Raw genomic sequence first — 14,230 nt, forward strand, 5'->3', positions numbered from 1 at the left:
GGGCCTGGTGTTCCTGCCCAGGGACCCCGAGGTCCGCCGCCGCTGCGAGGAGCTGTTCGAGAAGACGGCCCTCGAGGAGTGCGTGCCCTTCCTCGGCTGGCGCGACGTCCCGACCGACAACTCGTCCCTGGGCCGGAGCGCGCGGGCCGCCGAGCCCGTGATGCGGCAGGCGTTCGTGGGCCGTCCGGAGGCGCTCGAGGACGACCTCGCCTTCGAGCGCAAGCTGTACGTGGTGCGCCGCCTGGCCGAGAAGGCCGCCTCGCGTTCGGCCATCCCCTCGCGCGGAGACTTCTACATCCCCTCGCTGAGCTGCCGGACCATCGTCTACAAGGGCATGCTCAACGCCTCGCAGCTGCGGACCTTCTACCCGGACCTGCTCGACGAGCGCCTCGAGAGCGCGATCGCGCTGGTGCACTCGCGCTTCTCGACCAACACGTTCCCGAGCTGGGAGCTCGCGCACCCGTACCGCTACATCGCCCACAACGGCGAGATCAACACGCTGCGCGGGAACGTGAACTGGATGCACACGCGGCAGGCCATGCTGGAAAGCGACCTCTTCGGGAAAGACCTGAAAAAGGTTTTTCCCATCATCAACGAGGACGGCAGCGACTCGGCCATGTTCGACAACGCCCTCGAGTTCCTCGTCCTGGCCGGCCGCTCGCTCCCGCACGCGATGATGATGATGATCCCGGAGCCGTGGTCGAACCACGAGAGCATGAGCCCGGAGAAAAAGGCGTTCTACGAGTACCACGGCTGCCTCATGGAGCCCTGGGACGGACCGGCCTCGATCGCCTTCACGGACGGCACGCAGATCGGCGCCGTCCTGGACAGGAACGGCCTCCGCCCGTCCCGCTACTACGTCACCAAGGACGGCCTGGTCGTCATGGCGTCCGAGGTGGGGGTGCTCGACATCGCGCCGGAGCGAGTTTTGCAGAAGGGGCGCCTCCAGCCGGGCCGCATGTTCCTCATCAACATGGAACAAGGCCGGATCATCGGGGACGAGGAGCTGAAGGAAAGGATCTCGAGGGAGCACCCCTACGAGGTCTGGCTCAAGGACAACCTCGTTCCGCTTGAGAAGCTGCCCGACGCCCCCCACCTGCCGGAGCCCGACCACGAGACCGTGCTCCAGCGGCAGCGGGCCTTCGGTTACACCTTCGAGGACCTGCGGATCGTGATGGCGCCGATGGCCAAGAGCGGCGTCGAGGCGATCGGCTCGATGGGGAACGACGCGCCCCTGGCCGTCCTCTCGGAGAGGCCCCAGATCCTCTACAACTACTTCAAGCAACTCTTCGCCCAGGTGACGAACCCGCCGATCGACGCGATCCGGGAGGAATTGATCACGGCGACCGAGACCACCATCGGTCCCGAAGGGAACTTGATCGATCCCAAGCCCGAGAGTTGCCGGCAGATCAAACTGAAGTCGCCGGTGATCAGCAACGAGGAGCTGGGCAAGCTCCGCCACGTGAAGCGGCCCGGATTCGAGAAGACCGTCACCCTTCCCATGCTCTTCGACCCCAGGGACGACGGGAAGGGGCTCGAGAAGGCGATGGAGGACATTTACAAGGCCGCGGACCGCGCGATCGAGGACGGAGCGAAGATCATCATCCTCTCGGACCGCGGGGTGGACAAGGACCACGCCCCGATCCCGGCCCTGCTCGCCACCGCCGGCCTGCATCACCATCTGATCCGCGAGGGCAAGCGTACGCGCGTCGGCCTGGTCATCGAATCCGGCGAGCCGCGCGAGGTGCATCACTTCGCACTGCTCATCGGCTACGGCGCGGGCGCGGTGAATCCGTACCTCGCCTTCGAGACCCTGGACGACATGATCCGACAGGGCATTTTGACCGACATCGAACACAAAGAGGCCGTCAAAAAATATTTGAAGGCCGCGATGAAGGGCGTCGTGAAGGTTCTCTCCAAGATGGGAATCTCCACGATCCAAAGTTACCGCGGAGCCCAGATCTTCGAGGCGGTCGGGTTGAACGATTCGGTCGTCGGCAAGTATTTCACGGGCACGGCCTCGCGGATCGCCGGCGTCGGGATCGGCGTCATCGCCAGGGAGGTCGCCCTGCGCCATCAGAGCGCCTTCCGCGACCGCTCCGAGGACGTTGCGGCGCTGGACCCGGGCGGCCAATACCAATGGCGGAAGGATGGCGAGCACCATCTCTTCAACCCGCAAACCGTCCACAAACTGCAACTCGCCTGCCGCACGAACAGCTTTAAGGTGTTTCAGGAGTACTCCAAACTCGTCGACGACCAGTCCGAGCGTCTGGCGACGCTGCGGGCGCTGCTCGAGTTCAAGTTTCCGGACAAGCCGATCCCGATCGACGAGGTCGAATCAGTGGAGTCCATCTGCAAGCGCTTCAAGACCGGCGCCATGAGCTACGGGTCGATCAGCAAGGAGGCCCATGAGTCTCTGGCAGTCGCCATGAACCGGATCGGCGGCAAGTCGAACACCGGCGAGGGAGGCGAGGACCCGGAACGCTACGTCTGGACGAACGAGAAGGGCGACTCCAAAAACAGCGCGATCAAGCAGGTGGCCTCGGGGCGTTTCGGCGTGACGAGCCAGTACCTGGTCAAGGCGCAGGAGCTCCAGATCAAGATGGCCCAGGGCGCCAAGCCCGGCGAGGGCGGCCAGCTCCCGGGCACCAAGGTGTATCCGTGGATCGCGAAGGTCCGTCTCTCCACGCCGGGGGTGGGGCTCATTTCGCCGCCGCCCCACCACGACATCTATTCGATCGAAGACCTGGCGGAGCTGATCCACGACCTCAAGAACGCGAACACGCGGGCCCGCATCAACGTCAAGCTCGTCGCCGAGGTGGGCGTCGGGACGGTCGCTGCGGGAGTCGCCAAGGCGCACGCGGACGTCGTCCTCATCTCGGGGCACGACGGGGGCACGGGCGCCTCGCCGCAGACGTCGATCAAGCACGCGGGGCTCCCGTGGGAGCTGGGGCTCGCGGAGACGCACCAGACGCTCGTCTTGAACAACCTCCGGAGCCGGATCGTTGTCGAGACGGACGGGCAGCTCAAAACGGGCCGGGACGTGGTCGTCGCGGCGCTCTTGGGCGCGGAGGAATTCGGATTCGCGACGGCCCCGTTGGTCGTGATGGGCTGCATCATGATGCGGGTCTGCCACCTGGACACCTGCCCCGTGGGCGTGGCGACGCAAAACCCGGAGCTCCGCAAGAAATTCACGGGCGATCCGGAACACGTCGTCCGCTTCATGCGCTTCGTCGCCCAGGAGATGAGGGAGATCATGGCCAAGCTGGGCGTGAGGACGGTCAACGAGCTCGTCGGGCGGACGGACCTGATCGAGCCCAAGAAGGCGATCGAGCACTGGAAGGCGAAGGGACTGGACCTCACCAACATCCTCTACCGTCCCAAGGTGGCCGATGACGTCGGCCGCTACTGCCAGATCGCGCAGGACCACGGGATCGACCAGTCGCTGGACGCGACGGCGTTGCTCGATCTCTGCAAGCCGGCGATCGAGCGGGGGGAGAAGGTCGCGGCCACCCTCCCGATCCGCAACGTCAACCGCGTGGTCGGCACGATCACGGGGAGCGAGGTCACGCGGAAATACGGGGCCGAAGGGTTGCCGGAAGACACGATCCAACTCACGTTCCAGGGTTCGGCGGGACAGAGCTTCGGGGCCTTCATCCCGAAAGGCATGACGCTCATCCTCGAGGGCGACGCCAACGACTACGTGGGCAAGGGCCTCTCGGGCGGCAAGATCGTCGTGACGCCGCCCAAGGGTTCGACGTTCGTGCCCGAGGAGAACATCGTGATCGGCAACGTCGCCTTCTACGGGGCCACGGGCGGCGAGGCCTACATTCATGGGATGGCGGGCGAGAGATTCTGCGTCCGCAACAGCGGTGCGCATGCGGTGGTGGAATCGGTGGGTGACCACGGCTGCGAGTACATGACCGGCGGACGCGTCGTCGTGCTGGGCCCGACCGGGCGGAACTTCGCCGCGGGCATGTCCGGCGGCATCGCCTACGTGCTCGACGAACGCGGCGACTTCGCCAACCACTGCAACAAGGAGATGGTGGATTTGGAAAAAATCGACGACTCCGAGGCCGAGGCGGTGAAGTCCATGATCAAGAAGCACTATGATTACACGCGCAGCCAAAAGGCCTGGAAGGTGCTGTCGTCCTGGAAGGAAGAGTTGCCCAAGTTCGTCAAGATCATGCCGCGCGACTACAAGCGCGTCTTGGAGGCGATGGACCGGGTCACGAAGGCCGGCATGAGCGGCGATGAGGCCGTCATGGCGGCGTTCAAGGAAAACGCGCGGAACCTGGCGCGGGCATCGGGGAACTAATATGGGAAAACCGACGGGATTCATCGAATACAGGCGCGAACTGCCGGAAGACCGTTCCCCAGCCGCGCGGGTCGGCGACTGGAACGAGTTCCACCTCCACATGGAGGAGGAGAAACTCAGGGAGCAGGGCGCGCGCTGCATGGATTGCGGGGTGCCCTTCTGCCACACAGGCACGTTGCTCGCCGGCATGGCCTCCGGCTGCCCCATCAACAACCTGATCCCCGAGTGGAACGACCTGGTCTACAAGGGCCTCTGGCGCGAGGCGCTCGAGCGCTTGCACAAGACGAACAATTTTCCGGACTTTACGGGACGGGTCTGTCCCGCGCCCTGCGAGGGGTCCTGCGTCCTGGGGATCAACGAGCCGCCGGTGACGATCAAGAGCATCGAATGCGCGATCGTCGACCGCGGCTTTGAGGAGGACTGGGTGACGCCCCAGCCGCCCGCCAGACGCACCGGCAAGAAGGTGGCCGTGGTGGGTTCGGGCCCGGCGGGGCTCTCGGCGGCGGCGCAGCTCAACAAGGCGGGCCACGCCGTGACGGTCTTCGAGCGCGCGGACCGGATCGGCGGGCTGCTGATGTACGGCATTCCGAACATGAAGCTCGACAAGAAGGAGGTCGTCCAGCGCCGGATCGACTTGATGGCCGCCGAGGGGGTCAGGTTCGTCACGAACACGGAGATCGGCAAGGACATCCCGGCCGCGAAGCTGCAACAGGACTTCGACGCCGTCGTCCTCTGCGGGGGCGCGACCAAGCCGCGCGATCTGCCGATCGAAGGCCGGAACCTGAAGGGGGTCCATTTCGCGATGGAGTTCCTGACGGCGAACACGAAGAGCCTGTTGGACAGCGGTCATGAGGACGGAAAGTTCATCGACGCGAGGGGGAAGAACGTGATCGTCATCGGCGGCGGAGACACCGGCACCGACTGCGTGGGCACGTCCCTGCGCCACGGCTGCAAGAGCCTCGTGCAGTTCGAGATCCTCCCCCAGCCGCCTCTGGAGCGCGCGGCGGACAACCCCTGGCCCCAGTGGCCCAAGGTTTACAAGATGGATTACGGCCAGGAGGAGGCCGCCGCAAAGTTCGGCGCCGACCCGCGCGTCTATTGCATCCTCACCAAGAAATTCATCGGCGACGTCGACGGAAGAATAAAGGAACTTCATACCGTCGACGTCGAATGGGTGCCCGGCAGCAACGGGGGGCCCCCGTTCCGGGAGGTCCCGGGGACGGAAAGGGTCTGGAAGGCGGACCTGGTCCTTCTCGCCATGGGATTCCTCGGCCCCGAGGACGCGGTCCTTTCGCAGTTGAACGTCGAGCGCGACCCGCGCACGAACGCCAAGGCGGAGGAGGGCAAGTACGCGACGAGCGTGAAGGGCGTCTTCGCCGCCGGCGACATGCGCCGCGGCCAGAGCCTGGTCGTCTGGGCGATCAAGGAAGGCCGCGAGGCGGCGCGCGAATGCGACCGCTACCTCATGGGCTCGACGAACCTGCCCTAATCTCCTTCCACCCGGATTATTGTGCAAAAATCAGAGTCGCCGGAGTCGGCGTCGGCTCGATCGAGACGGTCTTGAAGTCCGCCTCCTTCAACCAGTTCCGGTAGTCCGACTGGCGATAGGTCGCCCCGCCAGGCGTCTGCAGGAGCATCACCGAATAAAACATGAGGGCGAACGGATGATGGGCGGTCCGGTCGTCGTTCACCACGAAGTCGCTGATCACGAGCGTGCCACCGGGCTTCAGGGCCTTCCGGAACTTTTTGAAGACGGCCAGGTTGCTCTCCGGCGTCTCTTGGTGGGCGATGTGCGAGTAGATCAGGAAGTCGTAAGCCCCGTCGTCCAGGCGGGCCGTGTGGAAATCGCCGTCGATGGTCTTGAACCGGTCGGCGACGCCGAACTTGCCCACGAAGTCGCGGGCGATCCGGTTGACGTTGGGCCAGTCGAGTTGGAAGCCCGTGGCCTGGCGGTTGAGCCCAAGCCACACCGCCGAATAGATGCCCGAGCCCCCGCCGATATCCAGCCACTTGACCGGACCGGCTTTTGCCAGCCCCAGCCGGTCGGCCGCCATCTGAGCGACGGGGAAGGAGAGTGCGGCAATGGAGGGCACGAGCATTTCCCAATACGGATTCTCCGGCGTATCGCTCGTGTTTTTGATTTGAGGGGCGCCGCTCTTGACGGCCTCCGCCAGCGTGCTCCAGCGTTCGAAATCAAGGTAGTTCAATTTGGCCATCCCGCCCAAGTAGGTCGGCTTGCCTTCCACCAGATACGTCGATGCATCCGGCGTGTTGCGGTAACGGCCGTCTTTCAAGTCGATCAAGCCCAACCCCAACAGTCCGTCCAGGAGGGCTTGAGCCCCACGGCCCGAAATTCCCGATTTTTGCGACACCTCCTTGGCGGAGAGCCCCTCGCCTTCCAGGTGCCGAAAGAGTGAATGGATGACCGCCGATCCCAGGATGCTGCAGGCCCAACCTCCCGTCACGATCCGCATGACCTTTTCCGGCGTCGGCTGCTGGTCGTTCATGGCGCCTCCTTGTTTTCTGAGGAAGGAATTTTATACCAAGTGCGAATCCCTAATCCACTGCCGTCGGCGGCTGTTTTCCCAACCGGGCGATCAGCACGCAGCCCAGGATGACCACCGCGCTTCCGGCGACCGACCAGAGTGAGGGGATTTCTCCCCAAAACAGCATCCCGGCCACGAACGAGAGGACGACGGCCACGTAGGAGAGCGGCGCGAGCCGGGAGACGTCGGCCAGTCCGTAGGCATGGGTCATCAGGATCTGCCCGCCCGTCCCCAAGACACCCGCGCCGAGGAGGAGGGCCCATTCCCGGGCGTTGGGCGGGACGTAGTCCTGCATCATCAGGGGAAAGGCGATGAAGGCGCAGAGGGCCGTGAAATAGAAGGCGATTCGGAGCGAAGGGTCCGTCTCGTGCGTCTGATGGATGACGACGATGACCACCGCCGAAAAGATCGCCGCCAGGAGGGCGATGAAGCCGGCGAAGTTCAAGAAGTGGAACTGCGGCCTCAAGATCATGAGGATGCCCGCCCAGGAGAGGGCGATCAGGACCCACAACGCGCGGGTCGGACGCTCTCCCAGAAAAAGGAAGGAGAAAAGGGCGGCGAAGACGGGAAACGTGTTCACGAGGGTGCACGCGTCCCCGAACGAGAGCTTTCCCAGGGCATAGAAGTTGCAACTCATGGCGGCGAAGCCGGAGAGCGACCGCGTGAGCATGAGGGTCAGGTTCTTCGCGCGAAATCCGGTTCCGCGGGCCTTCATGAGGCCGCCCAAGGCCACCGCCGAGACGAAGGCCCGGAAGAAGACGGTCTCGTACACCGGCATGCGGCCCGAAACGCCTTTCACGCAAGCCGCCATCGACACGAAGAAGAACGAGGCGCCGATAATCAACGCCTCCGCACGATTCCGAAATTGACTCTTCACCTCGATGCTCCTATAAATCCCCCCACACAAACGACAGGAGGCCTCTTTCTATGTTCTTCTCCTTCAAATCCAATAAATCCAAGGTGATTTTGTGGCTCATTGCCGCGTGTCTGTTCCTCCCCGGCGCCCTTCACGCCGCGGCCAGCTTTGACAGCATCAGCTTCAAGCCGGCCACGGACCAGGGTTTCTACCTGACGACGCAACAGTCGCAGACCCTCGGCCAGTGGGGATACGCGGCGGGCTTGCTCGCCGAGTTCAGTAACGACTCGGTTATCGCCAGGACGTCGACGGGGGCACGGATCAACGACGTGGTCGAGAAGGAGATCACCCTCCACGCGGGCGGTGCCTTGGGCCTCTTCAACTGGCTGAACGCCGGCGTCCTCGTTGAATTCGTTCCCTTTCAGGAGTTCAACTCCATCGGAACCAACATCGGCGACAACGGGGCCCGGATGGGGGACATCCGCGTCGACCTCAAGGGACGGATTCTGGACAACGATAAATACCCCGTCGGTATCGCCCTGGTCCCCTTCGTGACCCTTCCCACGGGCAGCGACTCCCATTTTACGGGCAACGGCAAGGTGACGGGCGGCGGCGTGCTCGTCATCGACACCCCCCGCATCCGCGACAAGTTCTCGGCGGCGTTGAACGTCGGGGCCCAGATCCGGAGCGGGGCGGCGCTCACCTCCGGCACGTCCGTCGACGACCAGTTCCTGGTCGGCGCGGGCGTCAACTACGCGGTCCATCCGAAGGTCCAGCTGATCGCCGACGTGAGCGGCTGGACCCCCTTCGATAATTTTTGGAAGAACAACATCCGCAATCTCGAGGGCAACGGGGCGGTCCGATGGCTCTTCGCCCGGCACTGGGCGGCCACCGTCGGAGGCGGCACGGGCATTCTGGACGCCATCGGCGCCCCCGATTACCGCGTGTTCGCGAGCATCGCCTACCGCCACCCGCCGGAAGAGCACGTCGAGGCCCCGAAGGAGGAGGTCATCCGCACCAACAAGATCCACTTCGAGTTCGACAAGGCGGTCATCAAGCCGTCCTCCTACCCGATCCTGGACAACATCGTGGCCCTGCTGAAGAGCCGCGATGACGTCGAGGCCGTCCGCGTGGAAGGACATACGGACTCCAAGGGCTCGGACGAGTACAACTTGAGCCTCTCGGAACGACGCTCCGCGGCCGTCATGGAGTACCTGGTTAGCCACGGGGTGCCGCGCTCCAAGCTCTCCTCCGTGGGCAAGGGCGAGCGCGAACCGATCGCACCGAACGACATCAACGGCAAAGACAATCCGGCGGGACGGGCTGAAAACCGCCGCGTCGAGTTCCACCTTTCGATCCGCCCCGGGTCCAAGGTGAAGGTCCTCAAGGAGGAGCAAGAGGCGCCGACCTACATCGATGGGTCGTCGGAACCGGCGCCGTCCAGGAAGAAGGCGAGGTAGTTTATGACGTCAAAAAAGATAATTTTTGCCGGGACGGCCTTGGCGGTTCTACTGACCGCCGGGTGGGCACATTCGGCGACGATCAACGTCAACACAACGACGGACGAGACAACGGATAATACGACGTGCTCCTTAAGAGAGGCGATCATTTCGGCGAATAACGATTCGAATGCCGCCGAGGATGCCTGCGTGGCGGGTTCGGGCGCCGACGTTATTAACCTTCCGGCGGGGCTTTATTCGTTCAGCGCCATTTTGGGGACGTCCTGCGAGGACGACGCTGAAGACGGGGATCTCGATATTCGGGACGACCTGACCATCGTAGGCGCCGGTGCGGATCCGACGCCGAACGGTGTTTGCGATCCGGGTTCAACGTGCATCGATGCCGGCAACATCGACCGGGTTTTTGATATTCCGTTCGATCCGACTTCGCCGACTGTGTTGATGACCGACTTGGTCATTCAGAATGGAACCGCAAGCACATGCGATGGCCCCCTTAGCGATGGAGGGGGAATCCGAGTCGCCTCTGGCTCTAGCGTGGATCCCGCAGAAGTGACCCTCAGAAGGGTCGTAGTGAGGGTCAACACGGCCTCGACGGGTGGGGGGATCTACAACGAAGACCTGGTAACCATTGAGGACTCCACGATTAACGGCAATATAGCGACGGCCGACGGAGGCGGCATCGAGAATTATTACAGCGCGTCCAATACCGTCACGACGGTGATCAACAGTACCATCAGCGGAAACGAGGCGGCCGGCTATGGTGGAGGAATCGACGCCAGTGGCTATGGGATTGCGAACCTCCGCAATGTGACCGTGACGGGCAACACAGCCGATAACGGGGGCGGGGTTTCTATTCCAGATGCCGGAGGTGAAAATGAGCTTCGGGTCAGGAACACGATTATTGCGGGCAATATCGACAGCGATCTTGGCACACCGAATCCTGATTGTTATTTGGAATCCGGCATACTGACCTCAGAGGACTTCAATCTCATCGGAGATGAAACAGGATGCGACGGATTGTTTACCGTACCGAACGATCAAGTCGGAACCAGCGGCAGTCCTATCAATCCACGATTGGGTCCCTTAGCGAACAACGGCGGCCCGACCCCCACCCATGCGCTCTTGACGTCTCCCGTCGTGAGCCCCGCGATCGATACGGCCAATTTGGCAGGCTGTTTCTCGAACGACGCCAACAACGGCGTTCTCTTGAACACGGATCAAAGGGGTTCACCCCGTCCCCGCGACGGCGGCCCCGCGGGTCCCTCTCCGGCCCGCTGCGACATCGGGGCCTTCGAGCTGGGCGGCTGCGGCGACGGCTTCCTTCTGTCGCCCGAGGAGTGCGATGACGGGAATCTGACCGACGGCGACGGTTGCAGCGCGACGTGCACGATCGAGGCCTGCGGCGACGGGATCGTTCAAGGAACGGAGGAATGCGACGACGGCAACCTGGTGGACGGCGACGGCTGCTCCGCCAATTGCACCAATGAGGTCATCCCCGCCTGCGGCGACGACATTATTCAGGCAGGTGAGGAGTGCGACGACGGGAATACCGTGGACGGGGACGGTTGCTCGGCGGATTGCCTCGACGAGGCGCCTCCGCCGGCCTGCGGCGACGGAACCCTTGACGCCGGCGAGGGCTGCGACGATGGCAATACGACGAATAACGACGGCTGCTCCTCCACCTGCACCGTGGAGCCGTCCTTGATCCTCCTTCTGGGCGACGGCGGGTGCAGTTTGATTCGATGAGAATTCGCGCGGGCGATTAAGATGAACGAACGACAAAGGGAGTCTATGACAATGAAACACATCGTGATCCTGACCGTCTTTCTCCTGTGGAGCGGCGCCTCTTGGGCGGCGACGTTCACGGTCACCAAAACGGCGGATACGGCCGACGGGACCTGCAATGCCGACTGTTCGCTTCGGGAGGCCATCAGCGCATCCAACGCCACATCGACCAACGACGTGATCACGTTGCCTGCGGGGACCTTTCCCATCCAGATCGCGTCGACCTGCGAAAACTTCAACGACGATGGCGATATCGACATCTTTACCACGACCCCCGGCAAGACGTTGACGATCAACGGGACCGGTGTGGCCACGACGATCATCGACGGCAACGACGTTGACCGTGTCTTCGACCTCGTGTCGCAGTCGGTCTTCACGCCGACGGTGACGATCAACGGGGTCACGGTCCGGGACGGGACGGCGCAGGAGGACTTTGACGGGTGCGGCGTCGGGGGGGACGGCGGCGGAATCCGGATCGGAAATCTGGCGTCCTTGACGATGAACGATTCCGTCGTGGAGCAGAACGCCGCCGACGAGGGCGGCGGCATCTACAACAACGGCTCGCTGACGATCGACGAGAGCACGGTTCGAACGAACCAGTCCCGATTTGACGGGGGCGGGATCGGGAACACGAACGTTTGCCTGGGCACAGACATCTTGATCACGAACAGCACCGTCAGCGGGAACACGGCCGGCGATTCCACGGGGAACGGCTCACAGGGCAACGGCGGCGGCATCAGTAGCAGCAGCGGGGAGGTGAGGGTCGTCGACAGCACGATCAGCGGCAATCGGGCCGTGGGCACGGACGGCGCTGGCAACGGGGGCGGTCTCTATGTCTTCTCGGGTGCTTGCCCGGCGACGGCCATTCTGATGAACGCGACGATCACGGCCAACACGGCGGACTTCGGCGGGTTCTTCAGCGGGGATGGAGGCGGTGTCGCCGTCGAGGGGCAGATCGTGCCGGCGCTCACGGCGCTCGTCGTGACCAGCGACGAATTGAATCTGAGAAACACCATCATCGCCGGAAATACGGATGCGAGCACCACCGGCACACTGACCCCGGATTGCGTCACCATCGGCTCCGCGGTGATCAATTCCGAAGGTTTCAGCCTGATCGGCAACGAGACCGGCTGTGACGGGTCCTTTACGGGGACCGGCGATCAGGTTGGGACGGCGGGGAGCCCCATCAACGCCCGCCTCGGTCCGTTGGCCAACAACGGTGGGCCGACCCAGACGCATGCGCTGTTGACGACCCCGTTCGTGAGCCCCGCCATCGACGCCGCCAACCCGGCGGGGTGCTTCACGAACGACGCCAACTCGGGCAGCGCCCTGACGAGGGACCAGCGCAACGCGCCCCGTCCCCTGGACGGCGGTCCGGCTGGGCCGTCCCCGGCCCGTTGTGACATCGGCGCCTTCGAATTGGGAGGCTGCGGCGACGGCTTTGTCGCTCCGACCGAGGAGTGCGACGACGGCAATTTGACCAACGGTGACGGCTGCAACGACACGTGCCAGATTGAGGCGTGCGGCAACGGCGTGCTGGATGCGGGCGAAGAGTGCGACGATGGAAACGTCGCCGACGGCGACGGCTGTTCGGCGAATTGCACGAACGAGGTGATTCCGGCGTGCGGGGACGACATCCTGCAATCCGGCGAGGAGTGCGACGACGGCAATACGATCGCCGGCGACGGATGCGCGGCCGATTGCACGCTGGAGCCGTTTTGCGGCGACGGAACCCTTGACGCCGGCGAGGGTTGCGACGATGGCAATAAGACGAATAACGACGGCTGCTCCTCCACCTGCGCCGTGGAGCCGTCCTTGATCCTCCTTCTGGGCGACGGCGGGTGCAGCCTCATTAGGACGCCTTGATGAAAGTCCGCAGCCTTCTTTTCATTCTTGTCTCCGCCTGCGCGGCCCTTCTTCCCGTCGCGTCGCCGGCGGCGACGAGTTTCGATTCGTTGAGCTTCAAGCCGGCCGATGACCACGGCTACTTCCTGGTCACCCAGCAGTCGCAGACGCTCGGAAAGTGGGGATGGGCCGCGGGACTGACGACGGAATTCTCGAACGACTCGCTCGTCTTGAAAAACGCCGCGGGGGCCCGCATTCAAGACGTCATCGACGATCAGATCGCCCTGCAGGCGGGAGGGGCCTTGGGCGTCGCCGACTGGTTGAACGTGGGACTGAACGTGAGCTTCGTCCCCCTTCAACGGTTCACCCGGATCGCTCCCCCCATTTCGGACGATGGGGCCCGCATGGGCGACGTCCGCCTGGATTTCAAGGCGCGGATTGTGGACAACGAAAAACATCCCGTCGGACTGTCCGTGGTGCCTTTCGTCACCTTCCCGACGGGAAGCGACAGCCATTTTGTCGGCAACGGAAAATTCACGGGCGGTGCGCTCGCGGTTTTGGATTCCAAGCGGATCGCGGACCGAGTCTCCCTGGCGCTGAATGTCGGCGCGCAGCTCCGGGACGAAGTCACGTTGAGTCCCGGGACGACGATCGGGCATCAGCTCCTGTACAGCGCGGCGGGCAACGTCGCCATCGTCAAGAAGAAGCTGGAAGGCATCGTCGACGTGAACGGTTGGACGACGTTCGACAATTTCTTCGATTCGAACAACCGGAACCTCGAACTGAACGGCGCCCTGCGGTTTTTCCCGATCGACAAGCTGGCTGTGACGGCGGGCGCGGGGACAGGCCTGCAGGACGGCGCGGGCGCGCCTGATTTTAGGGCCTTCCTGACGGTGGCTTATCGCCATCCGCGCGAAGAGAAGGCCGCACCGCCGCCTCCGGAGCCCGCGCCGGCCCAAGAGGAAGTCATCACGACCAACCGCATTCACTTTGCGTTCAATAAGGCGGCGATCCGGCCCGAGTCTTACCCCGTCATCGACGAGATCCTGGCCTCCATCCAGGGCCGTCCCGAAATCGAGAGCGTGCGTGTGGAGGGGCACGCCGACAGCGTGGGTTCGGATGCCTACAACCAGAAACTATCCGACCAGCGCGCGAACGCGGTGCGGACCTACATGACCGACAAGGGGTATCCGGCCGACAAGGTGACCGCCGTCGGCATGGGCGAGAGCGCCCCGATCGCCGACAACGCGACCAAATCCGGCCGGGCTCAGAATCGCCGCGTGGAATTCCATCTTCAGATCAAGTCCGGGGCCCACATAAAGGTGAAAAAGAAGGGCGAGGAGTCACCCACCTTCCAGGAAGGCGATCCGATCAAGGACAAGAAGTAGACTGCGTTGACAGGGCGAGTCGAGATCCCCTA

At 63.7% G+C, this 14,230-nt stretch carries 8 protein-coding genes; 6 read left to right on the forward strand and 2 right to left on the reverse strand.

Features of this window, described 5'->3' with window-relative positions:
• Together gltB and VLJ37_12605 are read left to right on the forward strand one after the other, a co-directional pair.
• Positions 1 to 4,318, forward strand: a 4,318-nt coding sequence (gene gltB, locus VLJ37_12600) for a glutamate synthase large subunit (GenBank protein ID HSA60511.1), incomplete at its 5' end; no start/stop codon positions are given.
• A gap of 1 nt (position 4,319) precedes the next feature.
• Positions 4,320 to 5,807: a glutamate synthase subunit beta gene (locus tag VLJ37_12605; GenBank protein HSA60512.1), complete on the forward strand. Its 1,488-nt coding sequence runs from the start codon at positions 4,320 to 4,322 to the stop codon at positions 5,805 to 5,807.
• A 16-nt stretch (positions 5,808 to 5,823) separates the two neighbouring features.
• Here VLJ37_12605 and VLJ37_12610 read toward each other — a convergent pair whose 3' ends face one another.
• Both VLJ37_12610 and VLJ37_12615 read right to left on the reverse strand, forming a co-directional pair.
• Complete coding sequence (locus VLJ37_12610) at positions 5,824 to 6,825, reverse strand: methyltransferase (protein HSA60513.1); 1,002 nt, start codon at positions 6,823 to 6,825, stop codon at positions 5,824 to 5,826.
• A 49-nt stretch (positions 6,826 to 6,874) separates the two neighbouring features.
• On the reverse strand, positions 6,875 to 7,741 hold the full coding sequence (locus VLJ37_12615) for a DMT family transporter (protein ID HSA60514.1): 867 nt from the start codon (positions 7,739 to 7,741) through the stop codon (positions 6,875 to 6,877).
• Positions 7,742 to 7,791: 50 nt separating this feature from the next.
• Between VLJ37_12615 and VLJ37_12620 the strand changes: the two genes are divergently transcribed.
• From VLJ37_12620 to VLJ37_12635, 4 genes are read left to right on the forward strand one after another with little or no spacing between them, the layout of a single operon-like run.
• Positions 7,792 to 9,180 (forward strand): OmpA family protein, encoded by a 1,389-nt coding sequence (locus VLJ37_12620; GenBank protein HSA60515.1) that lies wholly within the window; start codon positions 7,792 to 7,794, stop codon positions 9,178 to 9,180.
• A 3-nt stretch (positions 9,181 to 9,183) separates the two neighbouring features.
• Entirely contained in the window at positions 9,184 to 10,926 is a 1,743-nt protein-coding gene (locus VLJ37_12625; GenBank protein ID HSA60516.1) for a DUF4215 domain-containing protein, read from the forward strand.
• Between the two features lie 51 nt (positions 10,927 to 10,977).
• Positions 10,978 to 12,831: a DUF4215 domain-containing protein gene (locus tag VLJ37_12630; protein ID HSA60517.1), complete on the forward strand. Its 1,854-nt coding sequence runs from the start codon at positions 10,978 to 10,980 to the stop codon at positions 12,829 to 12,831.
• Positions 12,831 to 14,198, forward strand: coding sequence for an OmpA family protein (locus VLJ37_12635; protein HSA60518.1), 1,368 nt, complete (start codon positions 12,831 to 12,833; stop codon positions 14,196 to 14,198). Before VLJ37_12630 ends, VLJ37_12635 begins: the two co-directional genes overlap by 1 nt.
• Positions 14,199 to 14,230: the final 32 nt, after the last annotated feature.

The organism is bacterium, from assembly GCA_035454885.1.
Classification (GTDB): Bacteria; UBA10199; UBA10199; order JACPAL01.

Bases quoted from the DNA above. Each gene is read 5' to 3' on its own strand.
- VLJ37_12620 (HSA60515.1), top strand. From the start codon at position 7,792: ATGTTCTTCTCCTTCAAATCCAATAAATCCAAGGTGATTTTGTGGCTC.
- VLJ37_12605 (HSA60512.1), top strand. From the start codon at position 4,320: ATGGGAAAACCGACGGGATTCATCGAATACAGGCGCGAACTGCCGGAA.
- VLJ37_12630 (HSA60517.1), top strand. From the start codon at position 10,978: ATGAAACACATCGTGATCCTGACCGTCTTTCTCCTGTGGAGCGGCGCC.
- VLJ37_12625 (HSA60516.1), top strand. From the start codon at position 9,184: ATGACGTCAAAAAAGATAATTTTTGCCGGGACGGCCTTGGCGGTTCTA.
- VLJ37_12635 (HSA60518.1), top strand. From the start codon at position 12,831: ATGAAAGTCCGCAGCCTTCTTTTCATTCTTGTCTCCGCCTGCGCGGCC.
- VLJ37_12610 (HSA60513.1), bottom strand. From the start codon at position 6,825: ATGAACGACCAGCAGCCGACGCCGGAAAAGGTCATGCGGATCGTGACG.